The 23,898-nt window shown below is 64.2% G+C and carries 27 protein-coding genes and 1 tRNA gene; 13 read left to right on the top strand and 15 right to left on the bottom strand.

Annotation, left to right across the window (positions count from 1 at the left end):
• Nucleotides 1-84: 84 nt before the first annotated feature.
• The gene (locus Q3Y64_RS12760) at nt 85-1,080 is read left to right on the top strand and encodes an alginate lyase family protein (RefSeq protein ID WP_303562366.1); all 996 of its coding nucleotides are present in this window, start codon (nt 85-87) and stop codon (nt 1,078-1,080) included.
• 33 nt (nt 1,081-1,113) lie between these two features.
• On the opposite strand, the gene fumC is transcribed toward Q3Y64_RS12760, so the two are convergent.
• Together fumC and Q3Y64_RS12750 are read right to left on the bottom strand one after the other, a co-directional pair.
• Nucleotides 1,114-2,499 (bottom strand): class II fumarate hydratase, encoded by a 1,386-nt coding sequence (gene fumC, locus Q3Y64_RS12755; RefSeq protein WP_303562364.1) that lies wholly within the window; start codon nt 2,497-2,499, stop codon nt 1,114-1,116.
• Nucleotides 2,500-2,910: 411 nt separating this feature from the next.
• Nucleotides 2,911-2,986 (bottom strand) — tRNA-Ala (locus Q3Y64_RS12750).
• 81 nt (nt 2,987-3,067) lie between these two features.
• Between Q3Y64_RS12750 and Q3Y64_RS12745 the strand changes: the two genes are divergently transcribed.
• The 3 genes from Q3Y64_RS12745 to dctP all read left to right on the top strand — a co-directional run bounded on the left by Q3Y64_RS12745 (nt 3,068) and on the right by dctP (nt 5,252).
• Nucleotides 3,068-3,793, top strand: a complete 726-nt coding sequence (locus Q3Y64_RS12745; protein WP_101940871.1) for an AzlC family ABC transporter permease — start codon at nt 3,068-3,070, stop codon at nt 3,791-3,793.
• Nucleotides 3,786-4,121, top strand: a complete 336-nt coding sequence (locus Q3Y64_RS12740) for an AzlD domain-containing protein (protein ID WP_101940872.1) — start codon at nt 3,786-3,788, stop codon at nt 4,119-4,121. Before Q3Y64_RS12745 ends, Q3Y64_RS12740 begins: the two co-directional genes overlap by 8 nt.
• A gap of 144 nt (nt 4,122-4,265) precedes the next feature.
• The gene (dctP, locus tag Q3Y64_RS12735) at nt 4,266-5,252 is read left to right on the top strand and encodes a TRAP transporter substrate-binding protein DctP (RefSeq protein ID WP_254048177.1); all 987 of its coding nucleotides are present in this window, start codon (nt 4,266-4,268) and stop codon (nt 5,250-5,252) included.
• A 50-nt stretch (nt 5,253-5,302) separates the two neighbouring features.
• Here the strand turns inward: dctP and Q3Y64_RS12730 are convergent, their stop codons facing one another.
• Together Q3Y64_RS12730 and mpl are read right to left on the bottom strand one after the other, a co-directional pair.
• Complete coding sequence (locus Q3Y64_RS12730; RefSeq protein ID WP_303562359.1) at nt 5,303-5,899, bottom strand: SCO family protein; 597 nt, start codon at nt 5,897-5,899, stop codon at nt 5,303-5,305.
• A 1-nt stretch (nt 5,900) separates the two neighbouring features.
• A complete protein-coding gene (mpl, locus tag Q3Y64_RS12725; RefSeq protein WP_101940875.1) occupies nt 5,901-7,253 on the bottom strand; it encodes a UDP-N-acetylmuramate:L-alanyl-gamma-D-glutamyl-meso-diaminopimelate ligase in 1,353 nt (450 codons plus the stop codon).
• Between the two features lie 58 nt (nt 7,254-7,311).
• Here mpl and Q3Y64_RS12720 point away from each other — a divergent pair, with 58 nt between their 5' ends.
• The 8 genes from Q3Y64_RS12720 to tpx all read left to right on the top strand — a co-directional run bounded on the left by Q3Y64_RS12720 (nt 7,312) and on the right by tpx (nt 13,892).
• Nucleotides 7,312-7,920 carry a hypothetical protein gene (locus tag Q3Y64_RS12720; protein ID WP_101941037.1) on the top strand — a complete coding sequence of 203 codons (609 nt, stop codon included), beginning with the start codon at nt 7,312-7,314 and terminating at the stop codon, nt 7,918-7,920.
• Complete coding sequence (locus tag Q3Y64_RS12715; protein WP_303562357.1) at nt 7,917-8,471, top strand: TlpA disulfide reductase family protein; 555 nt, start codon at nt 7,917-7,919, stop codon at nt 8,469-8,471. Before Q3Y64_RS12720 ends, Q3Y64_RS12715 begins: the two co-directional genes overlap by 4 nt.
• Before the next feature lie 41 nt (nt 8,472-8,512).
• The gene (aroQ, locus tag Q3Y64_RS12710) at nt 8,513-9,025 is read left to right on the top strand and encodes a type II 3-dehydroquinate dehydratase (protein ID WP_101940876.1); all 513 of its coding nucleotides are present in this window, start codon (nt 8,513-8,515) and stop codon (nt 9,023-9,025) included.
• A 58-nt stretch (nt 9,026-9,083) separates the two neighbouring features.
• On the top strand, nt 9,084-9,533 hold the full coding sequence (gene accB / locus Q3Y64_RS12705) for an acetyl-CoA carboxylase biotin carboxyl carrier protein (protein WP_303562355.1): 450 nt from the start codon (nt 9,084-9,086) through the stop codon (nt 9,531-9,533).
• A gap of 116 nt (nt 9,534-9,649) precedes the next feature.
• On the top strand, nt 9,650-10,996 hold the full coding sequence (accC, locus tag Q3Y64_RS12700; RefSeq protein ID WP_101940878.1) for an acetyl-CoA carboxylase biotin carboxylase subunit: 1,347 nt from the start codon (nt 9,650-9,652) through the stop codon (nt 10,994-10,996).
• Between the two features lie 3 nt (nt 10,997-10,999).
• Entirely contained in the window at nt 11,000-11,893 is an 894-nt protein-coding gene (prmA, locus tag Q3Y64_RS12695; protein WP_303562353.1) for a 50S ribosomal protein L11 methyltransferase, read from the top strand.
• On the top strand, nt 11,887-13,197 hold the full coding sequence (locus tag Q3Y64_RS12690; protein ID WP_101941039.1) for a DUF3426 domain-containing protein: 1,311 nt from the start codon (nt 11,887-11,889) through the stop codon (nt 13,195-13,197). The genes prmA and Q3Y64_RS12690 overlap by 7 nt, the downstream gene beginning before the upstream one ends.
• Nucleotides 13,198-13,394: 197 nt before the next feature.
• On the top strand, nt 13,395-13,892 hold the full coding sequence (gene tpx / locus Q3Y64_RS12685) for a thiol peroxidase (RefSeq protein ID WP_101940880.1): 498 nt from the start codon (nt 13,395-13,397) through the stop codon (nt 13,890-13,892).
• A 52-nt stretch (nt 13,893-13,944) separates the two neighbouring features.
• Here the strand turns inward: tpx and Q3Y64_RS12680 are convergent, their stop codons facing one another.
• From Q3Y64_RS12680 to rfaQ, 5 genes are read right to left on the bottom strand one after another with little or no spacing between them, the layout of a single operon-like run.
• Nucleotides 13,945-14,154, bottom strand: a complete 210-nt coding sequence (locus Q3Y64_RS12680; RefSeq protein ID WP_303562350.1) for a hypothetical protein — start codon at nt 14,152-14,154, stop codon at nt 13,945-13,947.
• A gap of 5 nt (nt 14,155-14,159) precedes the next feature.
• Entirely contained in the window at nt 14,160-15,266 is a 1,107-nt protein-coding gene (locus Q3Y64_RS12675) for a glycosyltransferase family 9 protein (protein ID WP_303562348.1), read from the bottom strand.
• Nucleotides 15,263-16,393, bottom strand: coding sequence for a glycosyltransferase family 4 protein (locus Q3Y64_RS12670; RefSeq protein WP_101940882.1), 1,131 nt, complete (start codon nt 16,391-16,393; stop codon nt 15,263-15,265). Before Q3Y64_RS12670 ends, Q3Y64_RS12675 begins: the two co-directional genes overlap by 4 nt.
• A 34-nt stretch (nt 16,394-16,427) precedes the next feature.
• A complete protein-coding gene (locus Q3Y64_RS12665; RefSeq protein ID WP_101940883.1) occupies nt 16,428-17,615 on the bottom strand; it encodes a glycosyltransferase family 4 protein in 1,188 nt (395 codons plus the stop codon).
• Entirely contained in the window at nt 17,615-18,715 is a 1,101-nt protein-coding gene (gene rfaQ / locus Q3Y64_RS12660; RefSeq protein WP_303562347.1) for a putative lipopolysaccharide heptosyltransferase III, read from the bottom strand. The genes Q3Y64_RS12665 and rfaQ overlap by 1 nt, the downstream gene beginning before the upstream one ends.
• Before the next feature lie 131 nt (nt 18,716-18,846).
• Here rfaQ and Q3Y64_RS12655 point away from each other — a divergent pair, with 131 nt between their 5' ends.
• A complete protein-coding gene (locus tag Q3Y64_RS12655; RefSeq protein WP_101940884.1) occupies nt 18,847-19,272 on the top strand; it encodes a hemerythrin domain-containing protein in 426 nt (141 codons plus the stop codon).
• Here Q3Y64_RS12655 and Q3Y64_RS12650 read toward each other — a convergent pair whose 3' ends face one another.
• From Q3Y64_RS12650 to Q3Y64_RS12625, 6 genes are read right to left on the bottom strand one after another with little or no spacing between them, the layout of a single operon-like run.
• Nucleotides 19,273-19,842 carry a histidine phosphatase family protein gene (locus Q3Y64_RS12650; protein ID WP_101940885.1) on the bottom strand — a complete coding sequence of 190 codons (570 nt, stop codon included), beginning with the start codon at nt 19,840-19,842 and terminating at the stop codon, nt 19,273-19,275.
• Between the two features lie 20 nt (nt 19,843-19,862).
• Nucleotides 19,863-20,633, bottom strand: a complete 771-nt coding sequence (locus Q3Y64_RS12645; protein WP_101940886.1) for an adenosylcobinamide-GDP ribazoletransferase — start codon at nt 20,631-20,633, stop codon at nt 19,863-19,865.
• 55 nt (nt 20,634-20,688) lie between these two features.
• Nucleotides 20,689-21,744, bottom strand: coding sequence for a nicotinate-nucleotide--dimethylbenzimidazole phosphoribosyltransferase (gene cobT, locus Q3Y64_RS12640; RefSeq protein ID WP_303562346.1), 1,056 nt, complete (start codon nt 21,742-21,744; stop codon nt 20,689-20,691).
• Between the two features lie 7 nt (nt 21,745-21,751).
• The gene (locus tag Q3Y64_RS12635; RefSeq protein WP_303562344.1) at nt 21,752-22,363 is read right to left on the bottom strand and encodes a transglutaminase family protein; all 612 of its coding nucleotides are present in this window, start codon (nt 22,361-22,363) and stop codon (nt 21,752-21,754) included.
• Nucleotides 22,360-22,935 carry a bifunctional adenosylcobinamide kinase/adenosylcobinamide-phosphate guanylyltransferase gene (gene cobU, locus Q3Y64_RS12630; RefSeq protein ID WP_303562343.1) on the bottom strand — a complete coding sequence of 192 codons (576 nt, stop codon included), beginning with the start codon at nt 22,933-22,935 and terminating at the stop codon, nt 22,360-22,362. Before cobU ends, Q3Y64_RS12635 begins: the two co-directional genes overlap by 4 nt.
• Nucleotides 22,932-23,858: a cobalamin-binding protein gene (locus Q3Y64_RS12625; RefSeq protein WP_303562341.1), complete on the bottom strand. Its 927-nt coding sequence runs from the start codon at nt 23,856-23,858 to the stop codon at nt 22,932-22,934. Before Q3Y64_RS12625 ends, cobU begins: the two co-directional genes overlap by 4 nt.
• Between the last annotated feature and the right edge of the window lie 40 nt (nt 23,859-23,898).

The following is a 23,898-nucleotide window of genomic DNA, read 5'->3' as shown; positions in this document are numbered from 1 at the left end:
CTGACCCGCTGAATCTGTCCCGATTCCGCCCCGGCGCAGCCGCAGCAGTGCTTCTTCAGCAAAAACCAGGACTCGTCACCCGTCATGAAACGCCTGCTAGCCTTTCTGTTTCTTGCCAGCCTGATCACCCCGGCCGGGGCGAGCGCCGCCTGCCCGCCTCCGCCCCCAGCTGTGCGGGATATCCGTGCCAATTCCTATTACTCGGATGCCGCTGGCTCCATCATCGATCCGGCGCTGCACGCCCAGTACAAGCGCAATATTGATCCGATCACTGATTTTCATCGCCGCGTGCTTGAGCGCGCCGATGCTTTCGTCGCCACCGGTGATATTGCGCAGGCCCGCTGCACGATTGACTGGCTGAGCGCTTGGGCGCAAGGCGGGGCACTGCTCGGTGCACTGATCAACGAGCGGGGCAGTCAGGCCAACTACATCCAGAAATGGACCCTCGCCGGCCTTGCCATGGCCAGCTTCAAAGTCCGCAGTCAGCTGACGCCTGCCGATCACGCCTTGCTCGACCCCTGGCTCAAGGCCCAGGCCGAACGCAGCCTTGTCTTCTGGGACGATGCTCGCCACAAGCGCAACAACCATCTTTACTGGACCGGCCTGGCTGTTGCCGCTACAGCGGCTGCGACCGACGATGCGATTCTGTGGGGCCGGGCGCGAAGCATCTACGACGAAGCCCTGGCCCACATCGCCGCCGATGGCACGCTGGAGATGGAAATGGCTCGTGCTGGCCGAGCCCTGCACTATCACAATTACGCCTTGATGCCGCTTGCGGCCATGGCTGAACTGGCGCACAGCCGCCATGAGGACTGGTATGCGCGCGGTGATGGCCGCCTGCTGCGTCTGGCCGAAAAAGTCACCGACGGCGTGCTGGATCCGGCCTGGTTCGTCGAGCAGACCGGCAAGCGTCAGGAGCTGCCCGCCGAAGGCTACCTGGGCTGGAGTGTGCTGCTCGCCGACCAGCCCCTGCGCAATCGCGACAAGCTGCAGGCTCTGGCCGCTCGCGGCCCCTTCTTCAATGCGCAGATGGGGGGCAATCCGGCCCTCACCCGCCAGAGCGCGCGGAACCAGCCCTGATCACGGCTTCGCAGTAAGATCGTGAACAGCGTCTCAGAGCATTTTCTCGGGCCGCACCCAGGCATCGAACTGCGCCGCGCTCACGTAGCCGAGGGCCTGCGCCGCATCCCGCAGCGATAACGCATTGGCATGCGCGTGTTTGGCGATTGCGGCGGCGCGGTCGTAGCCGATATGCGGACTGAGGGCCGTCACCAGCATCAGCGAGTGGCCGAGCAGCTCGGCAATGCGTGCCCGGTCCGGCTCGATGCCCTGCGCGCAATGCGTGTCGAAACTCGCCATCGCGTCACCAAGCAGACGCACGCTCTGCAGGAAGTTGTGCGCGATCAGCGGCTTGAACACATTCAGTTCGAAGTTGCCCGAGGCTCCGCCGATACTCAGAGCTACGTCATTGCCCAGCACCTGACAGCAGACCATGGTCAGCGCCTCGCACTGGGTGGGATTGACCTTGCCCGGCATGATCGAACTGCCGGGCTCGTTCTCCGGCAGGCGTAGCTCGCCCAGCCCACAGCGCGGGCCGGAGGCCAGCCAGCGCACATCGTTGGCGATCTTCATCAGCGCCACGGCGAGGGTCTTGAGTGCGCCATGCGCACTGACCAGCGCATCATGAGCCGCCAGCGCCGCGAAGCGGTTGGCCGCGCAGCAGAACGGTAAGCCGGACTCCGCGGCGAGGCGTGCCGCCACTTCGGCACCGAAGCGCGGGTGGGTGTTCAAGCCGGTACCGACCGCTGTGCCGCCCACTGCCAGCTCGAACACGGCCTCCAGGTTCATCCGGATGGCACGCTCGGCGTGCTCCAGTTGCGCTACCCAACCAGACATTTCCTGCCCCAGGGTGAGTGGCGTGGCGTCTTGCAGATGAGTGCGGCCGATCTTCACAATGTCGGCAAACGCCAGAGCCTTCGCTGCCAGGGTCGTGCGCAGGGTCACCAGCGCCGGTAGCAGCCGCTGGGTCAGTTCGACGGCCGCGGCCACATGCATCGCGGTGGGAAAGATGTCGTTGGAGGACTGGCCGAGATTGACGTGATCGTTCGGATGCACGCAGCGCGCCTCCCCCCGTCCGGCGCCAAGTAGTTCAGAAGCGCGATTGGCCAGCACCTCATTGACGTTCATGTTGCTCTGGGTGCCCGAGCCGGTCTGCCACACCGAGAGCGGGAAAGCGTCGGCATGGGCGCCGGCCAGCTGCTCATCCGCCGCACGCGTGATCGCCTCAGCCAGCGCCGCGTCGAGCAGACCCAGCTCGCCGTTGACCTGGGCACACGCCCGTTTGACATGCAGCAGTGCCTGCACCAGCGCTAGCGGCAGGCGCTCGGTGGAAATGCTGAAATGCTCCAGCGAGCGCTGGGTCTGGGCCGCCCACAAGGCTTCGGCGGGAACGGCGATGGCGCCGAAAGAATCGTGCTCCAGGCGGTGGTGGGGGCTCATGGCGAAGACTCCGGTGGCGGTGTGCTGATTCAGTCTAGCCCCCTGGTGTTCAGCTGGCTCGTACTGTTCAGGCGCTTGTCATCCCGCTGGGCTGTTGCAAAGCCGAGTCTGGTACGGCGGCGAAGCGCTCGTCAGTGAATGATCTGCTCTGGCCGTGCAAGCCCCCGTAGCCTGGCTTGCCCATGCTGATCGCGACAGGCCTGCCGTTCCATTCGTCAGTGTGAGCGCCGAGCTTGAAGTCGCCCGCCTCAGTCGCGATGCCCGGCCGGAAGGCGGCAAGCTGTTTTTAGCTGCTGAAGCGGCTGCGGAGTTCAGTCTCGAGGGCGTCGGAGTGCCGGCAGGAATGATCCGGTGCAAAGCAAACAAGGCACTCACTCTTGCGAGCCAGTGCCTTGTTTTTTCCGATGTTTGTGGTGGAGAGGATGAGGATCGAACTCACGACCTCGTCATTGCGAACGACGCGCTCTCCCAACTGAGCTACCCCCCCACGTTCAGCTTGGATTCTAATGATGATCTGGTGTGCTTGCCAAGGTGCGCGTGCACGACGCTTGAATTCAGGGAGATCGGTGTGGGGAATTGGGATCATCTTGTCGGCGCCAGCTGGCGCGGCGAGTGTTGGGCGGGGGCGCGGGCTGAGTTGCCGCTGCTTCTGGGGGTGCTCCCTTTCGGCCTGGTGTATGGGGTGCTGGGCTTGCAGGCCGGTTTGCCGGGCTGGGCTGTGGTGCTGATGTCGTCGATCGTGTTCGGTGGTTCTTCTCAGGTGGTGTTTGCGCAGTTGTGGGGGGCGGGTGTGCCGGCCCCGGTGATCGTCGGCACGGTGGGTGTGGTCAATCTGCGGCATGCGCTTTACAGCGCCAGCGTGGCCCAGTTGCTGGCCGAGCTGCCACTGCGCTGGAAGCTTCTGCTGGCCTATCTGCTGACTGACGAGGCCTATATGGCAGCGGTAGGCCGTTTGACGAGCGGGCCGCGCAGCGCAGTGCGCCACTGGTTTCTGTTCGGCACCGGTTTCACGTTGTGGGCAGGCTGGCAGTTGTCCACCCTGGGAGGGGTATTGCTGGGGGCGACGATTCCGGCCGGCTGGGCGCTGGACTTCTCGATTGCACTGACCTTTATTGCTTTGCTGGTGCCTTCGCTGCGCCGGCGTAGCGAGTGTGTGGCGGCTGCGGTGGCTGGCGCAGTGGCCTTGCTGGCTCAGGGTGTGCCCTACAAGTTGTGGATCCTGCTGGCGGCGCTGGCCGGGATGCTCGCCGGGATGCTGGCGCAGGCACTGCAGCGAGGCAAATCCCATGAGTGAGAATCTGCTGTTGTGGCTGTGCATGCTGGCGGGCGGGTTGCTGACCTTCGCCACGCGCGCCGCCTTTCTGCTGGGGGGCCGGCGTTTTCATCCCGGACCGCGCTTTCGTCTGATGCTGGGCTATGTGCCACCGGCAGTGCTGGCGGCCCTGATTGCACCCGAGATTTTCGTGAGCAAGGGCGTGTTGCTGAGCGATCCGGCCAATCCCCGTTTGTGGGCAGCGCTGGCGGCGGCGCTGGTGGCGTGGAAGACGCGCAGTGTGCTGGCGACGATTGCTGTCGGTTTGCTGCTGGTTTGGTGTTTGCCGTACTTGCCCGGTTTGCTTTGAGTGTCGATCGGGGGCGATATTCTTCGTGGCTTGTAGGGGAAAGCACTGATGCCCGAAAGTGTGAACTAATTCACGATTGCCCACTTTGTGCACATGGGATCGTCGGGAGGGGCCTGACGGGGTGTGCGGCAAGGGAGTGGCAACGTGGTACGTAGAAGCATTGCAGGGCTCTGGACATGTGGCCTGCTGGCCGGTCTGGGGATGGCGCAGGTTGCGGCCAAGGATCTGGTTCTGGCTGAAATCCATCCGCCGGGGCATGTCATCGTGCAGTCGGAGGAAGTGCTGCACAACAAGCTGGCCGAGCTGACCAAGGGGGAGTTGCAGGTCCAGGTCAAGCACAGTGGCCAGGCAGGCAATGAGGCGCAGGCCTGGGACAAGGTCAAAGCCGGTACGCTGGACATCGCGCGCGTCAATCTGGCGATGCTGGCGAAGGACATGCCGGCGGTGAAGCTGGTCAGCCTGCCCTATCTGTTCCGCTCCCGCGAGCACATGTGGCGCGTGCTGGAGGGTGAGTTCGGCAAGCGCATCCAGAGTGAGGCGGAGAAGGTGGGCGCCGTGGTGTTGACCTATTACGACAGCGGCACGCGCTCCTTCTATTCGACCAAGCAACCGATCCGCAGCCTTGCTGATTTCAACGGCTTGCGCGTGCGGGTACAGGATTCACCGGTCTACAAGGATCTGATCCTGCAGTTGGGTGGCACGCCGGTGGTGCTGCCGTATGACAAGGTGGGCGAGGCTTTCCAGAAGGGCGAGATCGACGCGGCGGAGAACAATGTGCCGTCCTATGTCTCCAGCGGCCATTACAAGCTGGCCAAGCACTACAGTTTCGACGAACACTCAGCGGTGCCCGAGGTGCTGGTGGTGTCGCGCAAGACCTGGCAGGGGCTGAGTGTTGCCCAGCAGCAGGCCTTGTCGAGCGCCGCTGCGAGCTCCTCGGCTCAGATGAAGACGCTGTGGGCTGACAGCGAGCTGCAATCGCTGGCCAAGGCGAAGAAGGAAGGGGCGGTGATCACCGACAAATCCCGTATGTCGATGTCCGGCATCGAGGGTTTCGCAGTGAAGCTGTACTCGAAGTACATCACCGATCGTGATGAACTCGAGACGGTGCTGAGTATCCTGCGTACCAAGTAAGGCTTGCGGCCTGTCCGCGGGGCTTCAGCCCGGCCACGAGCCGGGCTTTTTCATGTTTGCGTCAGCAGCAGCTTGAGATCGGCAGCCACGCGCGCTGCAGTTTCACCGTGGCGGGCGAAGAGGCGGGCCCGGCCGTCCGGCCCGAAGAGGTAGCAGCCGGCGCTGTGGTCGATGGTGTAGCGGCCGCTGGCGATATCGCCCTTCTTCTCGTAATACACCTTGAACTCTTTGGCCACGGCGGCGATTTCAGCGTCCGAGCCGGTCAGCGCCAGGAAGCGCGGATCGAAGGCGTTCATGTACATCGTGAGGCGTTCGGGAGTGTCGCGGGCCGGATCCACGCTCACGAAGAGCACCTGAACGCGTTCGGCCTCGGCCGGGCTCATCAGTTGCAGGGCTTCCTTGAGCATCATCAGGCTGGTCGGGCACACGTCCGGACAGTTGGTGTAGCCAAAGAAAATGGCCACCACCTTGCCGCGAAAATCGGCGAGGGTGCGCGCCTGACCATGCTGATCCTTCAGGCGCAGCGCCGGGCCGTAGCTGGCGCCGGTGACGTCGGTGGTATTGAAGCTCGGGCCCTGTTCGCAGGCGCCCAGTATTAGCAGGGCCGGCAGGCTCAGCAGGCTGTGGAGCAGAGTGCGACGCTGCATTTCAGGCGCCTGCCTTGAGTGCATCAAGCAGCTTCTCATGCACGCCACCGAAGCCGCCGTTACTCATCACCAGGATCTGGTCGCCGTGCCTGGCTTCCTGAGCGACTGCGGCGACCAGCGCGGCGAGCTCATCGAAGCTCTGTGCCTTGTCGCCGAGCGGGGTCAGGGCCTCGGCGGCATCCCAGCCGAGGTTCTTGGCAAAGCAATACACCTTGTCGGCCTCGGTGAGGCTGACCGGCAATTGGGCTTTCATGGTGCCGAGCTTCATGGTGTTGGAGCGCGGCTCCAGCACTGCCAGGATGCGCCGCTTGCCCACACGCTTGCGCAGTCCGGCAAGCGTGGTGGCAATTGCCGTAGGGTGGTGGGCGAAGTCGTCATACACGGTGACCCCGCGAGCATTGCCGCGCGCTTCCAGGCGTCGCTTCACGCCGGCAAAGCGCGACAGCGCGTCGGCTGCTGTGGCAGGTGTGACGCCCACATGGCGGGCGGCGGCCATCGCGGCGAGCGCATTCAAACGGTTGTGCTGGCCGGCCAGCGGCAGGATGCACTGGGCGGCTTCGCGGCCGCTGAGGCTGAATGCGACCTGGTCGCGGCCGTCATCTTCATGTACCTGCCAGATCCCGTCGCCACCGAAATACTCCAGCTCACTCCAGCAGCCGCGTGCGAGTACCCGGCGCAGCGAATCTTCGTTGCCGTTGGCGAGGATGCGGCCGTGTTGCGGGATGGTTCGCACGAGGTGATGGAACTGGGTCTCGATGGCGGCCAAGTCCGCAAAGATGTCGGCGTGGTCGAATTCGAGGTTGTTCAGGATCACCGTGCGTGGGCGGTAGTGCACGAACTTGCTGCGTTTGTCGCAGAAAGCGGTGTCGTACTCGTCGGCCTCGACCACGAAGAAGGGGGTGTCGGTCAGGCGTGCCGAGATGCCGAAGTTACTGGCCACGCCACCGATCAGGAAGCCGGGGTTGAGGCCCGCATCTTCGAGGATCCAGGCCAGCAGCGAAGCGGTGGTGGTTTTGCCGTGGGTGCCGGCCACAGCGAGCACCCACTTGCCCTGCAGAATGTTGTCCGCCAGCCATTGTGGCCCGGAGGTGTAGGGCAGGCCGCGATCGAGGATGGCTTCCAGCAGCGGATTGCCGCGCGAGACGGCATTGCCGACCACGAAGAGGTCTGGTGCCATGGCCAGCTGGTCCGGCGAATAGCCTTCCACGAGGGCGATGCCCTGCTCGGCGAGCTGGGTGCTCATCGGCGGGTAGACGTTGGCGTCGCAGCCGGTCACGGTATGGCCGGCGGCACGGGCCAGCAGGGCGATGCCGCCCATGAAGGTGCCGCAGATGCCGAGGATGTGGATATGCATGGAGCTGGAGCCTGCCTGTGTACAATGGCCTCGATTCTACCTCTCGCGAGCCGCCCGCATGCCTGCCCGCTCGAATACCCCGGATACCGTCGTTGGCGATCTGCGCCGCAGCATCGCCCACCAGGCCGCGCGCCTGATTGCTGAAGAAGGCATCGAGGATTACGCCTTCGCCAAACGCAAGGCTGCGCGCCAGCTGGGCGTACCGGAGCGGGATCTGCCGAGCAATGCCGAGATCGAAGGAGCGCTGCGCGAATGGCGCACCATCTTCAGTGATGAAGATGATGCCGAGCGCCTGCAGCAGATGCGCGCCGCGGCGCTGGTGGTGCTGCGTCTGCTGACACCGTTTCGCCCGTATGTGACGGGGGCGGTCATCGACGGCATGGTGGATGCCTTCTCCGAAGTCGAGGTCGAGGTCTATGCCGATAGCGCCAAGGACGTGGAAATCTATCTGCTTGGCCGCGATGTGCCCTATGAGCATCAGGAAGTGCGCAGCACTGGCCACGACGCGCCGGAGGCGATTCTGGTCTTCGAGTGCGATGAGGTTCCGGTCAAGCTCTATGTGCACAATCACGTCGCCGAGCGCACGCCGCGTCGCAACCATGCCGGTGCCATTCAGGAAAAGTTACGCCTGGACGCATTCGAGGCTCTGCTCGGGCTGCAAAAATGAAGCTGGCGCGCGTGGCGGGACTGTTCGCTGCGATTCTGTTGAGTGCGCTGCTGGGGGGGCTGCTGCGTGAGCGGATGACTCAGGCTGGGCCGGAGCAGGCTGATGCTGCATTGCAGAAACTCCTGGCGCGTGAGTGGCCGGATGTGGCCGGACAGCCCCAGCCGCTGGCCCGCTGGCGCGGACAGCCGCTGCTGATCAACTTCTGGGCCAGCTGGTGTGGGCCTTGCCGCGAGGAAATGCCACAACTGGAAGCCTTCGCGCAGGATAAAGCCCGCCACGGTGTGCAGGTGCTGGGCCTGGCCTGGGAGAATCCGGCCAGCGCTGCGGCCTTTGTGCACGAAACGCAGGTTTCCTATCCGGTTCTGGTGGCTAACGGCGGCGTACGTGAAATTCTGACAGCTTTGGGTAACCCTGCTGGCGGCCTGCCTTTTTCGCTGCTGGTGGATGCCGGCGGACGCCTGCAAGCCGTGAAACTGGGGGCTTTCAGGGCAGGCGAAGTGGCCCGCCTGGTAGCCCAGCATGCGGAAGCGAATGGGCGTAACTTGAAGTGAAAGATGGACAACGTGCAGCGAAGTGCGGCAAACTCGCGGCCATGAAGAACAGCTCGACCAAGAAGACGAAGAAGTCTGCCGAGGCCCAACAGGCTGACGTTTCGTCCCACGCCGCGCGCATTCTGGTTCTGCAAGGCCCGAACCTGAACATGCTCGGTGTGCGGGAACCGGCCGTCTACGGCAGTACTACTCTGGCTGACATCCATCGCGCCATGGAAGACCGCGCTCGCGCCTCCGGTGCGCTGCTCGAATCCTTCCAGAGCAATCACGAAGGCGAGCTGATCGATCGCATCCAGGCGGCCTACACCGAGGGTGTGGACTTCATCATCATCAACCCGGGTGGCTTCGGCCATACCAGCGTGGCTTTGCGCGATGCGCTGGCTGCCGTTTCGATTCCCTTCGTGGAAGTTCATCTTTCGAACATCCACGCTCGTGAGCCCTTCCGCCACCACACCTACCTCTCGGCGATTGCCGTGGGGGTGATCTGTGGCCTCGGTGCAGAAGGTTACCAGTACGCCCTCGACTACGCGTTGAACAAGCTGCTGGCACGCTGAATCCCGATTCAACTGGCGCCGCCTTGCTGCTGCGCCATCTTTACCATTGGAGTGAGACATGGACCTCAGGAAACTCAAGAAACTCATCGACCTCGTGGAAGAGTCCGGCATTGCCGAACTGGAAGTGACCGAGGGCGAGGAAAAGGTACGCATCGCCAAGCATGTGGCGAACAGCGCTCCGATGAGTTACATGACCCAGATGCCGGCCGCTGCGCCTGCTGCCCCGGTTGCCGCTCCGGTGGTTGCCGCCCCGGCCGCTGCTGCCCAGCCTGAAGGCCATGTCGTGAAATCGCCGATGGTAGGCACCTTCTACCGCTCCTCCTCGCCGGGCGCCAAGCCTTTCGCCGAAGTTGGCCAGAACGTGGCCCAGGGCGAGACCGTGTGCCTGATTGAAGCCATGAAACTGATGAACGAAATCGAGGCCGATGCGGCCGGCGTCATCAAGGCCATCCTGGTTGAAAACGGCCAGCCGGTCGAATTCGGTCAGCCGCTGTTCATCATTGGCTAATAGGAGGAAGAGGGCAGGGATCTGAGGTCTGGGGACTGAGTTGAATCCCGGTTAGCGTTGCTGACCGCCAACATCACTCAGTTCTCCGTCCCCGGTATTCAGTCCTCAGAAAAACCATGTTCGACAAGATCCTGATTGCAAACCGCGGCGAGATTGCGCTGCGCGTGCTGCGCGCCTGCCGCGAGATGGGCATCCGCACCGTGGCGGTGCACTCCGAGGCGGATGCCGAGGCCAAGTATGTGAAGCTGGCCGATGAGTCGGTGTGTATCGGTCCGGCCTCTTCCGCCCAGTCCTACCTCAACGTGCCGCGCATCATTGCCGCCGCTGAAGTGACTGATGCCGAGGCGATTCACCCCGGTTACGGTTTCCTCTCCGAGAATGCCGACTTTGCCGAGCGCGTCGAGTCCTCTGGCTTCGTATTCATCGGCCCGCGGCCGGAAACCATCCGCCTGATGGGCGACAAGGTTTCTGCCAAGCAGTCCATGATCGAAGCTGGCGTGCCTTGCGTGCCGGGTTCGGGTGGTGCCCTGCCGGATGATCCCAAGGAAATCGTCAAGATCGCCCGGGCCATCGGTTACCCGGTGATCATCAAGGCTGCTGGTGGTGGTGGTGGTCGCGGCATGCGCGTGGTGCATACCGAAGGCGCGCTGATTTCTTCCGTGGCCATGACGCGTTCGGAAGCCGGTGCTGCCTTTGGCAACCCGACCGTGTACATGGAGAAGTTCCTCGAGAACCCGCGCCATATCGAGATCCAGGTGCTTGCCGACCAGCATGGCAACGCGATCTATCTGGGCGAGCGCGATTGTTCCATGCAGCGCCGTCACCAGAAGGTGATCGAAGAGGCGCCGGCTCCGGGCATCGACCGCAAGCTGATCGCCAAGGTGGGCGAGGCCTGTGTGGCCGCCTGCAAGCGTATCAACTACCGTGGTGCTGGCACTTTCGAGTTCCTGTATGAAAAGGGCGAGTTCTTCTTCATCGAGATGAACACCCGCGTGCAGGTGGAACACCCGGTCACCGAGCTGATCACTGGCATTGATATCGTGCAGGAGCAGATCCGCGTTGCCGCGGGCGAGAAGCTGCGCAACACGCAGAAGGAAGTGCACCTGCGTGGTCATGCCATCGAATGCCGCATCAACGCGGAAGACCCGTTCAAGTTCACGCCCTCGCCGGGCAAGATCCTCACCTGGCACACGCCGGGTGGCCCCGGCATCCGCGTCGATTCGCACGTGTTCACCGGCTACACCGTGCCGCCGCATTACGATTCGATGATCGGCAAGGTCATCGCTTACGGTGACACCCGCGAGCAGGCAATTCGTCGCCTGCGCATTGCGCTGTCGGAGATGGCGGTCGAAGGCATCAAGACCAACATCCCGCTGCACCAGGAAATGCTGATGGATACCCATTTCGTGCAAGGCGGTACCAGCATCCACTACCTGGAAAAGAAACTCGCCGGGAATACCTGATCGATGTGGCACTCCGTCTCCCTCAAGGCTGCAGCAGAGCAGGCCGAGGCATTGTCCGAAGCCCTGATGGAGGCGGGCGCATTGTCCGTCTCGATCGAGGATGCCGATGCCGGTACCGAGCGCGAAACACCGCAGTTCGGTGAGCCCGGCAGCGTTAACGAGAAACTCTGGGATCACAGCGTGGTGATCGCGCTGTTCGATGCCGGTGTCGATCTGCCGGCGGCGCTGGCTGCAGCGGCTGACGAAGCCGGTCTCGATGATGTGCCGCCCTTCACGGTCGAGGATGTGGCCGAGCAGAACTGGGTGCAGCTCACTCAGGCTCAGTTCGACCCGATCCATATCACAGACCGGCTGTGGATTGTGCCGTCCTGGCACCAGTCGCCTGACGCGAATGCCATCAACATCGAGATGGATCCGGGCATGGCTTTCGGCACCGGCTCGCACCCGACCACCCGTTTGTGTCTGCAGTGGCTGTGCGATGTGGTGACGCCCGGCGCAACCGTGCTCGATTATGGCTGTGGTTCCGGCATCCTCGGGATTGCTGCGGCCAAGCTCGGTGCAGGCACGGTGACCGGTTGCGACATCGATCCGCATGCCGTTGAAGCCAGTCATGCCAACGCCGAACGGAATGGCGTTACGAATGCAACGTGGCAAAATAGTGCCAAGCATATCGCTGGCGAATTCGATCTTGTGGTGGCCAACATTCTCACCAATCCGCTCTGTGTTCTGGCTCCCGGTATCGCCGCTCGCGTGAAGACCGGTGGCCGTCTGGCTCTCTCCGGCGTGCTCGCCATCCAGGCGCAGCAGGTCATTGACGCCTATGCCCCGTACATTGCGCTGACGGTGGGCGCCGAGCATGAAGGCTGGATTCGCCTGGAAGGCCAGCGCGCATGCTGACAACGCGCTGCCCGCACTGCAGCACCCAGTTCCGGATTCGTCCGGAACAGCTCTCGGTGCGTGGCGGGCGGGTGCGTTGTGGCCACTGCCAGCAGCCTTTCTCGGCGCTGGCCCATCTGGAAGAACTCGACGACGAAAACGATCCGGCGCCGTCAGCACCCGCCGGCGCCCCTGCGGGTACGCCGCCAGCTGCGCCAGTCGTCGTGCAGGCCGCCCCGGTCACGCCTGCGCCTGCTGCCCGGCCTGTGGCCCCGGCGCCAACTGCGACCATCGCGTCACCGGCCGTTGCGCAAACCGCGGTTTCCCGTGCCAAGCCGCTGGTGCCTGAGGCTACGCGCAGCAATTCGATCACCATTCCGGCTGAAACGGCGCATCCCCGGACCCCGTCAGTCAGTGCCGCGCCTGTAGCTCAGGTGACCGAGCCTATCGAGGCGCCCGCGGTAGGTGACGATTTCACCATGAACATCCAGCTCGACGGCCCTTCGCCGGCCGAGGTCCGCGCCGAAATGGCGGGCGGGCTGGACTTCGATATCGACGGTCTGGACGAGGCTGATGTCGCTGCGGCGCCGCCGGAGCCCGTGGCTGAGGTGCGCAGCGAGCCCTATGTCTCGCAGATTGCCAAGGAACTCGGGGTCGGGCGTTACGATGCGTCCGCCGACATGGTCTTTGGCCAGACAGTCATGCTTGAAGAGCCGATCGACATCCCGGGTATCCCGGATGGCGAACCGGATCATGGCCCGGCTTCCCTTTTTGATGAACGCCAGCGCCAGCTCAAGACACCGCCGGCCCAGGTCGAAGACCGTCGTCGTGGCCAGCGCCATTGGGTGTGGGCCGGCGGGCTGGCTCTGCTGCTGTTGCTGGGCAGCCTGCAGTTCGCCTGGCTGTTTCGCAGCGAACTCACGCGTTGGGTGCCGGAAAGTCGTCCGCTGCTCGAAAAGGCCTGCGCGCTGGCCGGCTGCAGCGTGCCTTATCCGCAAGTGATCAAGGCTGATGGCGACGATCTGATCGTCATCGAATCCAGCAGTTTCACGCCGGACAGCACCCAGGAAACCAGCTTCCGCCTGAATGCTACGGTGCTCAACAAGGCGGGCTTCAACCAGGCTTGGCCACACCTCGAGCTCACCATCACGGATCGCTTCGACATCGCCATCGCGCGCCGTGTGCTGGCGCCTGCCGAATGGCTGCCACCGGCCTATGCCAGCCTGCCGGCCTTCGAGTCGCACAGCGAAGTCACCGCTAACCTGACCCTGAATCTGGGGCAGTTACCGGCTTCTGGATATCGTCTCTACGTCTTCTATCCGTAACGTGGCGTGCCCCTGCGACGCCTGCGCGGGTTGGCAGTATCTGTCCTGAAGATCCTTCTCCGTGCCGGCTGCAGAAGCGCCATGTTCCTGCAGAACACTTTCCCCTGTTCTGCGCGGGGTTGGCAAGTGCCTGATCATCCTTCAGGATTCAGGCTTCGCGTACCCGCGCGATTCCCCATTTGACGAGAGCAAACAAGATGACGACTGTGACCCTGGGTGGCAACCCGATCGAAGTGGCTGGTTCTTTCCCCAAGAAGGGCGATGGCGCCGCTGAATTCAAGCTGGTCGGTGCGGATCTGGCTGAATACGGTCTGGCCAGCTTTGTCGGTCAGCGCAAGGTGCTGAACATCGTGCCGAGCCTTGATACCGGTGTCTGCGCGGCTTCCACCCGCAAGTTCAACGAGAAGGCCTCCAGCCTGGCCAACACCGTGGTGTTGGTGATTTCTGCTGACCTGCCATTCGCGGCCAAGCGCTTCTGCGAAGTTGAAGGCCTTGCCAACGTGAAGACCCTGTCCACCTTCCGCGATGCCGCCTTCAAGGGCGCTTACGGCGTGGATATCACCAGCGGCCCGCTCGCCGGCCTCACCGCCCGCGCTGTGGTGGTGCTGGATGCCGACAACAAGGTCCTGCACGCCGAGCTGGTGCCGGAAATCAAGCAGGAACCGGATTACGAAGCCGCACTGGCGGTGCTCTGAGCTTTCCCTGCTTGAATGAAAAACGGCCGCTGATGCGGCCGTTTTGTTTGGTTCAGCGCCAGAGCAGGGCGTGGATCAGCCAGGTGCTACCCATCGTGGCGAGCCAGAATCCCAATCCAGCCCAGAAAGCCCATGGGCTCTCCAGCTCGGTATCGCGCCGGAAGCGCTGACAGAGTTTTTGGCCAGGCCAGCGGAGCACGATTTCGCCCACAAATTCGGCTACCCCTCCGATGAGCGCTTCCGCGATACTTCCTAATGGCACGACGTTCAGCGCGCGAGATAGGCAGAGCAGGCGGTTTTTACCTGCTCCAGCGTAATGCCCTGCATGCATCGCGCCTCTGCGCACTGAGCGGGCTGCTCACCGAAGCTGCGTGAGCAGCGCTGGATCCAGTCGCGATGGCGGCGGAAGGTGTTGGTCTGGTTGCGGCAGGCGATCTCGATCGACACTGCGGTGAAGGGGCTGGTCGCCCAGTACTTGCCGGCGCCGCTGATGAGGCTCGAACCGGGACCGAACAGCGCCACGGTGGGGGTGCCGACGATGCGGGCCAGGTGTGCCACACCCGTGTCCGGGCAGACGATCAGACTTGCGCCGGAAAACAGCTGGGCGAGCTGGGCGAGGTCGAGCTGACCGGCATAGCTGGCAAACCGCCCTTTGGGATCGGCCGCCGTGACCAGCGCGGTTTCCCTGGCTCCGGCGCTCCATACCGGGGTGCTACCTTGCGCCGCGAGCCAGTTGGCCAGCGCGGACCAGCGTTCGCTCGGCCAGTATTTGAGGGGGGAGGAAGCGCCCAGATGGAGCACTACATAGGGCGTGGGGGGAGCGCTGAAAGGCGCTGCCGCAGGCAAGGGCCAGTCTGTTGGTTGATAGTGTTGCGCCGGCCCTTCGACCAGATCGGCGCAAAAGTCACCGAAAGCAGCAGGTGCGTCCGGGAAGGGACGTGCTTCGTCGAGCAGCCAGTTCTTCCAGCGCGGTGTGTCGTCGGAAAAACCGAGCACCCATTGGCTCAGGGCACGGGCCAGCGGGCTGTAGCGATTCTCTGTCGGGATGACCACCAGATCGAAAGGGGCCGCTGCCAATATGCTGGCAATGTCGCCCTGGCGCGGGTTCCAGGGCAGGGCGGTGAAGCCGAAGGGCTGCCCGGCGTAGAGTGGCGCCAGTGCGGTCGGGCAGCTCAGACTACGCCTGGCCTGCGGGTAGCGGGCGGCGATGCGGGCCAGCAAGGGCGTGAGCATCAGGGTGTCGCCCAGCAGCAGATGGTGCAGGACGAGGATGCTTTGCGGCGCCTCGGGCTTGCGGCGCCGCCAGGCGCTGGGATTGAGAAGCTGACGAGCGAGGCGGCCGAAAATGCTCAGCCGCGCGCGGGCCCGACTCATCCGGCCACGCGCTGGAAGGCTGCTTCCATGCGCGTGATCATGCGCTCAAGACCACAGTTTTCGACGGCGAACTCGCGTGCAGCGGCACCGAGCTTGTCGGCGTCCTGCGGATTGTCGAGCAGCTTGCGGATTGCGCTGGCCAGGGCCTTGCTGTCCTTGGGCGGCACCAGCACGCCGGTGAGGCCGGCCTTGACCACGTCGGCCGAGCTGCCGATCGGGGTGGTGATCACCGGCAGGCCGACCGACATGGCCTGCATCACGGCCTGAGACACGCCTTCGTTGGCGAAGGAAGGCAGGGCGAACACATCCAGCGCCTGCAGCCAGGGCACCACGTCGCGCTGCTGGCCGGCGAAGCGCACCACACGGGTGAGGCCCAGCTCCACGGTGAGGCGGTTGAGCTTGTCGCGCTGCGGGCCATCACCCACGATCACCAGGCGGATGCGCGGATCGTTGAGTTCGGCGACGGCCTTGAGCAGGAACTTGTGGCCCTTCCAGGAGCGCAGGGTGGCGATGATGCCGATCCATACGGCATTCACGTCCAGCCCCAGCTTTTCGCGCGCTTCGACCTTGTTGCCGGGCACGAAGCGCTTGGTGTTGATGCCGGTGAATACGGACTGCACACGGTAGGCCGGCAGGCCCAGGCCGTCGATCAGCTCATGGCGCAGGCCTTCGCCGGTGGTGATGATGTGCGAGGCGGCCTTGCCGTAGAGCCAGCGGTTGGCGAAGGTGTTGGCCACCGGCGCCGAAATGTGGCGGGTGCGCAGCACTGGCACGGATTTCTTGCCGAGCGAGAGGTTGGCCAGCGCGACGAGCCAGGAATCGGTCGAGCTGTGGGTGTTGATGACGTCGATCTCGCCACGATTGGCGACGATCCAGGCGCGCATGGCCTTGAAGTCCGGCCAGCGCTTTTCGCGGATCGGCAGTGAGACGGTTTTTACGCCCCAGTCGCGGGCACGCGCGTAGAGGGTGGATTCCACCGGGCAGAGGATGGTCACGCGGTGGCCGCGCTCCATCATGCCGCGCGATTCTTCGAGGATGCGGATTTCCTGACCGCCCCAGCCGCAGGAGGACTCGGTGTGCACGATATGCAGCGAGCGTACGGATAGCAGGGTGTTGTATTGCGCCATGATGGGTGCAGGTGCCGAAGAAAGTAAGGGTGGATTATAGCTGGCTGGCTCCGCCGAGCAGTTGCCGGTAAAGCGCCACCAATTGAGCGGCCATCGCTTCGTTGCTGAGGGTGTCCACACTGGCTCTGGAGGCGTTGCGGAAGGTGCTGCAACGCAGCGGATCGTGCATGGCTTCGAGCAGGCGGTGAGCGGCGGCGGCCATGCCGGGGATGTCCAGGGCATCGACGCGCTCGCCGTTCTCGCCGAGACGCACCAGTTCGGCTGCGCCGGAGCTGGTCGAGGTCAGAACCGGCAGACCGCTGGCAAGAGCCTCGATGGCCGCATTGGGCATCGGATCGTAGAGCGTGGGCAGGGCGAACACGTCGGCTGCGCCGAGGTAGGGGGCAACGTCCTTCTTCGGACCAAGGAAGCGCACCCGGCTGGCCACGCCCAGGCGCTCGGCGCGCTTCTGGAGGCGGCGGGCATGCCTGTCCTTGCCGATTACCCACAGTTCGGCCTGCGCCAGCGCCGGCTGGGCCAGTGCCTCGATCAGCTGCGGCACCCCCTTGCGTTCGAAGCCGGAGCCGACGAAGAGCAGCACACGGGTGGACTCGGGCACTCCCAGCTGTTCACGGACCTTCTCGCGATGCAGTTCGCGCAGGCCCGGGTGGAAATGAACGTGATCCACACCGTTGTGGATCACGTGGAGCTTGCTGGCGAGCTGGGGATAACGGTGGGCAATGTCCTGCCGCACCATCTCGGAGTTGCAGATCACCGCGCGCAGCTTGGCATCGCGGAACATGCGGTCTTCCATGCGCAGAATGTAGCGATGCCAGGGCGACAGGCTCTGGGCGAGGCGGCCCAGCGGGCCCAGCGTGCGGGCACGCTGCTCGAGCCAGCTGGCATGTACGCCGTCACCGGCGCGGAAGATGTCGCAGCCAGGAATGCGCTCGTGGCTCTGCACCAGATCGAAGACTTGGGTCTTGATCAGCGAGCGCACGCTGCGCGTGAAAGTGATGTCGCGCAGCAGGCGGCCCAGGCGCGGGGCTCCGAGCAGCTTCACCTTGACACCCGGTTTGTGCTCGCCGCCCCAGTTGCGCGTGATCAGGGTGATCTGTACGGCGTCTTCGCCGAGCGCCTTCAGTGCGCGCTCAATGAAGCGTTCGGCGCCGCCGTAGGGGTTGTAGGCCTGGCGTACAAGGGCCAGGTGCAGCGGTGCGGCAGCGTCGTGGCTTTCTTTCATCAGGGGGCAACCCGGTCGATGGCATCCAGCACCTGCTGCACGCCGATGGCATACAGGCATTCTGACATCTTGCCGCCGCCACAGCCATCCTGACCGCAGGGGCGGCAGCTGTGCTGGCTGCTGACAATCTCGCTCGCCACCATCCATGGCCCCCATTCCTTGTCGCCGGAGGGCCCGAAGAGGGCCACGCAAGGCGTGCCGACGGCGGCTGCGATGTGCATCGGGGCGGAATCCACACCGATGAACAATCTGGCGCGGGCCGTCAGCGCAGCGAGTTCGCGCAGACTGAACTGGCCGGCGAGATTCACCACCGGCACCTTAGCTGCCGCAATGATTTCCTCCACCATTTGCTGCTCGCGCGGATCGGGTGCGGCAGTGATCACGATCTTCTCGCCGCGTGCAGCCAGGGCCTGCAGCAACTGAGCGTTAAGGCTGGCCGGCCAGCACTTGAAGAACCAGCGTGAGGCCGGGTGCAGCTGGATGAAACGGCCGGCCGTGAGGTCATGGTCGGCCAGCAGCGCAGCGATCTTCGCTTCGGCTTCGGCGCCCGGCACCATCTGTAGTCGGCGCGCCTCCGGGGCGGGCTGGATGCCAAGGCGGCGCAGCGCATCCAGATGGGTGTCGACGGTATGGCGGCGCCCGCCGCCGACCGTGCGGTACAGGTGGCTGAAGGAGTTTTTCCACCACTTGGCCTTGCCCGCGCGTTGCGGGGCGACTGCCCAGCGTGGTGCGAGCAGGCGGGTGAGCCAGGCGCCGCGCGGATGATCGGTGAGGTGGATGACCAGATCGTATTGGCGGGCACGCAGGGCCTTGAGCAGCGTCCATTCATGACGCAGCTGAGCCAGCGGGCCCAGTTTCTTCCAGTGGCGGCCAATGCTGTGCAGGCGGGCGAGATCCGGGTGGCCCTCGAGCATCGCACGGGTATCGGCGAAGACCAGGGCATCTATTTCGCAGGCCGGCGCAGCGGCCTTGAGGCTGGAGAGCACGGGCGAACTGAGCAGCACGTCGCCGTGATGGCGCAGTTTGATCACCAGTGCCCGACGCAGCTGCGCGGGATCGATGGCATCAGCCAGATAGGTGGTGGCGGGCGGGTTGAGCATGGGCGGATTGTAGCGGAGCGCGCCATGTTGCATCGCAGGCGACGTGGGCGCTCCGAACTGCTACGCTGGCACTAACAAGAGAAGCTGCTTGTCAAAGTGGCCAGAAATCTAGAAACATGGAGATGAGACACATGAGCAAGCTCGACTGGAATCCGGCCCGGCACGCCCTGGCTTCAGGCCCGATGGATGATGCCCATCAGGAGTTCCTGACGCTGACGAACATCCTTGCCGCTTCCGATGACGAGGATGAGATCCGCAGCCTGCAGCAGTTGCTGGCACACTGCGAGGCCCACTTTGCGCAGGAAGAGTTCTGGATGCGGGAGTCCGGCATCGTCGGGGCGGAAAACCATCAGCGCGATCACGAAGGTGTGGTGAGCCTGCTGCAGAGCGCCCTGAGCGACTTGAAGCGTGGTCAGCATGGCGCCGGGCGTGAGCTCACCGAATCATTGGGAGACTGGTTCCAGCATCACTCCTCGACCATGGATGCGGCACTTGCCTTCCAGATGCAGCAGTTTGCGCGCAGTCAGCCGCCGGAGAGTATTCCTTCGATAGGCTGATCAGCCCCTGGTGATCAACTGCAGCTCGCCGCACGCAAAACGGAGCTGCATCCATTCCTCTTCCTTAAGGCCCAGCAGCTGGCCGGCGATGGCTCGCAGCGGGCCGCCATGGGCAACGATTACCAGCGCACGGGTGTCACCACTCAGTGCTGCCGCCAGTGCCGCCTGTGCCCGCGCCGCCATCTGCAGTACGCTCTCGCCGCCATGCCCGCAAAAGTGCAGTGGATCGGCAGCCCAGGCATCAATCAGGCTGAGCTCGATCTGATCCCAGGCCCGTAGCTCCCAGCGGCCGAAATCGATTTCCATCAGACGTGCATCGAATATAGGCTGGCCCAGTGCTTCGGCCAGCTGCCGGCAACGCGTCAGCGGGCTGGAAATGAGCGCGAATTCGGCGGGCAGCTGCGCGCGCAGTCCGGCCGCCAGCGCGTCGACCGGTTCGGCCAGCGCCACATCGCTCTGGCCATAGCAAACGCCCGGCGGCACCGCGACAGAGGGGTGGCGGATCAGGTAGATGCTGGTGGCGTCTTGCGAAAGTGGTGCGGAGGAGGGGGCGGCGTGATCGGAATTCATGGAGGGAAGTTTGTTCCTTGTTATCCGGCCCCGTGAGCGCACAGCACCAGATAACCCGTCAGTTCGCAGACCTGCTGCGCAGCGCCCAGCGCATCGCCGGTATAGCCGCCGATGCGGCCCTTGAAATAGCGTGCGCAGATCAGCCCGGCGCAGGTCAGGGCGAGCAGTAGGGCCAGCCCGCGCACGGGCGAGAGCAGGCCCAGGGCCACGGCCGCGGCCAGGGGCGCCAGCCCAAGCAGGCTGCCGCCCAGCCATTCGACCGGGCCAAGCCCTTCCGCAACCGGCTTGGCGCGCGTGCTGTCGTCTTCGCGCACGTAAGTCATGCTGGCCATGATCAGCAGCGGTGGTATGCGCGAGAGCGCGTGCACAAGTGGCAGGGCCAGTAGGGCGCTGGCGCCCAGCGTCGTCAGCGTGGTGTACTTGAGCAGTAGAGCACTCACCAGCGCGATGGCGCCGTAAGTGCCGATACGCGAATCCTTCATGATCGACAGCACCTTGGCCGTCTCCCAGCCGCCACCGAAACCGTCGGCTGAATCGGCCAGACCGTCCTCATGGAAAGCACCTGTCAGCAGCAGGCCGAGCAGCATGGCCAACAGCACCGCGACGGGGCCGGGCCAGAACTGCTGCGCCGCCCACAGCGCTGCCGCGCTGATCAGGCCCACCAGCAGGCCCACCAGTGGGAAGTAACGCGTGGCACGGTTCAGTTCGCTGGACGACCAGCCCACCCAGGCCGGGATGGGCAGGCGGGTGAAATAGCCCAGTGCGATCAGGAGGCGGCGGAGTTCAGTCATGGTTTCGAGCGTCGGGAGTGGTATCGCAGGAGCGCCTGGTGGCGTCGCCCCTGCATCAATGGGCTTCGCTGACCCCCGCATCTTCAAACCCGGCCATCTCGTTCATGCAGGCGATGGCGGCGCGGATCAACGGGAAGGCACTGGCGGCGCCCGTGCCCTCACCCAGACGCATCCCCAGTTGCAGTAGCGGCTCGGCGCCGAGGTGGGCGAGTTGTGCGACATGCCCCGGCTCGGCGCTGCCATGGGCGAATACGCAGTAATCCAGTACTGCCGGGTTGATGGCATGGGCGACCAGTAGTGCGCTGGTGACGATGAAGCCGTCCACCACGATCAGCATGCGCGCCTCGGCCGCAGCCAGATAGGCACCGACCATGGTGGCGACTTCGAAACCGCCGAACTCGGCCAGAGCCTCCAGTGCGTTCAGCTTGCGCTCGCCCACACGGGCCGCTGCTTGAGCGAGCAGGCCGCGCTTGCGCGCCAACCCCGCATCGTCCAGCCCGGCGCCACGGCCGATCACTGCATCGAGATCCGCGCCGGTGACGAAGTGGGTCAGCAGGCTGGCGGTGGAGGTGTTGCCGATGCCCATCTCGCCGAAGCCGATGGCATTGCTGCCCGCTGCATGCCAACCGCGTACCAGTTCGGCGCCCTTGGCGATTGCCGCATCGCGCTGGGCGGGCGTCATCGCCGCTTGCTCAAGGTAGTTGGCGGTGCCCAGCCCTTGTTTGGCAATGACGTACTCCACGCCGGGTCGACTGGCTCCGGCCACCTTGCTCGCCACGCCGCAGTCGATCACCGAAACTTCCAGCCCCGCCTGGCGTGCCAGCACATTGATGGCGGCGCCACCGGCGAGGAAGTTCAGCACCATCTGGGCGGTGACTTCCTGCGGATAGGCGCCCACACCGGCTTTGGCCGCGCCGTGGTCACCGGCAAACACGGCGATGCGCGGCTGACGGATTTCCGGATGCAGGCTCTGCTGGATCAGGCCGATCTGCAGGGCGATGGCTTCAAGCTTGCCGAGGCTGCCGAGCGGCTTGGTGCGGGTGTCGATGCGCTGCTGAAGGGCGCTGGCGAGGGAGCGGGAGAGAGGCTGGATGTTGAAGACTTGGGTCATGGCGGGATCAGGCGAGAGAAGAATTCGGGGAAACATCGGGCAGGTGCGCGTGTAGCCAGAAGATGTCCGGCGCGGCTTGCAGTGCGCTGATTACCTCAGGCAGGGGCGAGCCGAAGATCTGCGCGAAATCGTGTTCAGAGGCCTCCTTGATCGGGAAGGCCAGCTGTTCGAGAGGCGGTTTGAACACGGCATTCACGCCCGGCTTGTTGCCGCGCGGGTCGCAGCGATACCAGCCATGCTCAGGCAACAGCACGGCGTTGAGCCCGTGCAGGCAATACGGCGCACCGCTGTCGCCGACCGACAGGCGCTGATAGCACAGCCCGGCGGCAATGCCATTAGCCCGTAGCAGCGCGGCGAGCAGATGACTCTTGGCGTAGCAGTAGCCGAAGCCTGTCAGCAGCACCTCGGATGCTTTGAGCGTGACCGGCCCCTGACGCACATCCCAACTGTGGGCGATTTCATCGCGTACGAATTCGAAACTGGCGCGCGCCAGACTCAGCGTGTCGGTATGGCTGGCGCGCAACTCAGCGGCTTTGGCGGCAATGGCGGGGTGCTCGAAGTCGATGATCGCGCAGGGCGCGAGGTAGGCTTCGGGGGCATCGATAATGTGCAGATTCATGCCAGTGTTTTCAGCTTCAGTGGCAGCCCCGCCGCCACCAGCGTGACCTCGTCACACAGTGCCGCCACGCGCTGATTCAGCCTGCCCTGCTCGTCGCGGAACAGGCGTGCGAGTTTGTTCTCGGGCACGATGCTCCAGCCCACCTCGTTGGAGACCAGCACCAGTTGGCCCTGAGCTGACTTGATCGCCGAACATAGAGCATCGATACGTTCGCTCAAGGTCTCAGGCTGAGTGCACAGGATGTTGGAGAGCCACAAGGTGAGGCAATCTACGAGCACGAACGTAGGGTGCGCATTGCGCACCGGGTGCCCTTGTGCATCGGCCAGATCGGTGCGCAATGCGCACCCTAAGTTCAAGCGTTCGATGGCTTCGGGCAAGTCGACGGGCGCTTCGGTGACATGCCAATGGATTGGCCGCTCGGCGCGATGCTTGGCGACGCGTTCGCGCATTTCCTCGTCGAGAATTTCGGCGGTAACGATCAGCTGCACGTCGCCCGTGTGCGCTTCAGCCATGGCTTGGGCAAAGCTGCTTTTGCCGGAGCGGGCGCCGCCGATGACGAGGTGACGACTCATTTCGTCTTCCTTGTGTCGTCCAGCGCCGCACAAACAGATTGCGCGCCATCGAGGATGCGCGGTCCGTGGCGGCTGATGGTGTCGCCCGGGATCAGCCACAGTTGTCTGTTCTTCACTGCAGTCAGCGAGCCGAACTTCAGCCAGCCGGTGAGTGAGGCTTCGTCCATGGCGCGCTGAGGGCCATCGCCATGGCCGCCCATACGCGCGGTCAGAATGACGTCCGGGTTGGTGGCAACCACACTCTCGGTAGACAGATGCGGCACCAGCATCGGCTCCTTGCCGAACACGTTAACGCCGCCACACAGGCGGATTACATCGGAGATGATCTGCTGATCGTTGATCGTCAGCAGGGGCTTCTGCGCGATCTGGTAGAACACGCGGACAGGTGCGCGTCCGGCGTTTTCCTTCTGCAGCGTGGCATGGCGGGCGCGGAATTTCGTCGCCGCCGCGCTGGCCACGCGCTCGCTCCCCATCAGCTGGCCGATGCGTTCCAGCACGCCAGGAATGTCGGCGATGCCGTGCGGCTCGAAGTAGGCCATCGGGATGTTCAGGGCGGTGAGACGCTCGACTTCGCGCTGCGCATTGCCGTGAAACCAGACCAGCACCAGATCAGGCTTCAGCGTGGCGATGCGTTCCAGATCGAGCTTCTGGTTGCTGCCGATGCGCGGCACCTTCAAGGCCTGTGGCGGGAAATCGCTGTACTCCACCGCGCCGACCAGCTTGTCGCCACCCCCCGCTTCGTAAAGCATTTCGGTGAGGCTGGGCGCCAGCGAGATTACCCGCTGGGCGGGCGCCTGCAGGGTGAGCGCCTTGCCCGCGTCGTCCTTCACTGTGATCGGGGCGGCGTGGGCGAGGCCAGCGAAAAGGCACAGAAGAGTGATCGTAGGGCGGATTAGGCCGCAGGCCGTAACCCGCCGATCCATTATTTTCCGTTCGCCTTGCGGCCGCATACTTACAAGCGGT

This window comes from Uliginosibacterium sp. 31-12, from assembly GCF_030548425.1.
Classification (GTDB): Bacteria; Pseudomonadota; Gammaproteobacteria; order Burkholderiales; family Rhodocyclaceae; genus Uliginosibacterium; species Uliginosibacterium aquaticum.
The sequence above is the reverse complement of the archived record's forward strand: the minus strand, read 5'-3'. Positions and strand labels throughout refer to the sequence as shown.

Excerpts from the sequence above, each read along its gene's own strand:
- Q3Y64_RS12760 (WP_303562366.1), top strand. The coding sequence starts at position 85 with ATGAAACGCCTGCTAGCCTTTCTGTTTCTTGCCAGCCTGATCACCCCG.
- fumC (WP_303562364.1), bottom strand. The coding sequence starts at position 2,499 with ATGAGCCCCCACCACCGCCTGGAGCACGATTCTTTCGGCGCCATCGCC.
- Q3Y64_RS12740 (WP_101940872.1), top strand. The coding sequence starts at position 3,786 with ATGAGTGAGAATCTGCTGTTGTGGCTGTGCATGCTGGCGGGCGGGTTG.
- Q3Y64_RS12730 (WP_303562359.1), bottom strand. The coding sequence starts at position 5,899 with ATGCAGCGTCGCACTCTGCTCCACAGCCTGCTGAGCCTGCCGGCCCTG.
- mpl (WP_101940875.1), bottom strand. The coding sequence starts at position 7,253 with ATGCATATCCACATCCTCGGCATCTGCGGCACCTTCATGGGCGGCATC.
- Q3Y64_RS12720 (WP_101941037.1), top strand. The coding sequence starts at position 7,312 with ATGCCTGCCCGCTCGAATACCCCGGATACCGTCGTTGGCGATCTGCGC.
- Q3Y64_RS12715 (WP_303562357.1), top strand. The coding sequence starts at position 7,917 with ATGAAGCTGGCGCGCGTGGCGGGACTGTTCGCTGCGATTCTGTTGAGT.
- aroQ (WP_101940876.1), top strand. The coding sequence starts at position 8,513 with ATGAAGAACAGCTCGACCAAGAAGACGAAGAAGTCTGCCGAGGCCCAA.
- accB (WP_303562355.1), top strand. The coding sequence starts at position 9,084 with ATGGACCTCAGGAAACTCAAGAAACTCATCGACCTCGTGGAAGAGTCC.
- accC (WP_101940878.1), top strand. The coding sequence starts at position 9,650 with ATGTTCGACAAGATCCTGATTGCAAACCGCGGCGAGATTGCGCTGCGC.
- prmA (WP_303562353.1), top strand. The coding sequence starts at position 11,000 with ATGTGGCACTCCGTCTCCCTCAAGGCTGCAGCAGAGCAGGCCGAGGCA.
- Q3Y64_RS12690 (WP_101941039.1), top strand. The coding sequence starts at position 11,887 with ATGCTGACAACGCGCTGCCCGCACTGCAGCACCCAGTTCCGGATTCGT.
- tpx (WP_101940880.1), top strand. The coding sequence starts at position 13,395 with ATGACGACTGTGACCCTGGGTGGCAACCCGATCGAAGTGGCTGGTTCT.
- Q3Y64_RS12675 (WP_303562348.1), bottom strand. The coding sequence starts at position 15,266 with ATGAGTCGGGCCCGCGCGCGGCTGAGCATTTTCGGCCGCCTCGCTCGT.
- Q3Y64_RS12670 (WP_101940882.1), bottom strand. The coding sequence starts at position 16,393 with ATGGCGCAATACAACACCCTGCTATCCGTACGCTCGCTGCATATCGTG.
- Q3Y64_RS12665 (WP_101940883.1), bottom strand. The coding sequence starts at position 17,615 with ATGAAAGAAAGCCACGACGCTGCCGCACCGCTGCACCTGGCCCTTGTA.
- rfaQ (WP_303562347.1), bottom strand. The coding sequence starts at position 18,715 with ATGCTCAACCCGCCCGCCACCACCTATCTGGCTGATGCCATCGATCCC.
- Q3Y64_RS12655 (WP_101940884.1), top strand. The coding sequence starts at position 18,847 with ATGAGCAAGCTCGACTGGAATCCGGCCCGGCACGCCCTGGCTTCAGGC.
- Q3Y64_RS12650 (WP_101940885.1), bottom strand. The coding sequence starts at position 19,842 with ATGAATTCCGATCACGCCGCCCCCTCCTCCGCACCACTTTCGCAAGAC.
- Q3Y64_RS12645 (WP_101940886.1), bottom strand. The coding sequence starts at position 20,633 with ATGACTGAACTCCGCCGCCTCCTGATCGCACTGGGCTATTTCACCCGC.
- cobT (WP_303562346.1), bottom strand. The coding sequence starts at position 21,744 with ATGACCCAAGTCTTCAACATCCAGCCTCTCTCCCGCTCCCTCGCCAGC.
- Q3Y64_RS12635 (WP_303562344.1), bottom strand. The coding sequence starts at position 22,363 with ATGAATCTGCACATTATCGATGCCCCCGAAGCCTACCTCGCGCCCTGC.
- cobU (WP_303562343.1), bottom strand. The coding sequence starts at position 22,935 with ATGAGTCGTCACCTCGTCATCGGCGGCGCCCGCTCCGGCAAAAGCAGC.
- Q3Y64_RS12625 (WP_303562341.1), bottom strand. The coding sequence starts at position 23,858 with ATGGATCGGCGGGTTACGGCCTGCGGCCTAATCCGCCCTACGATCACT.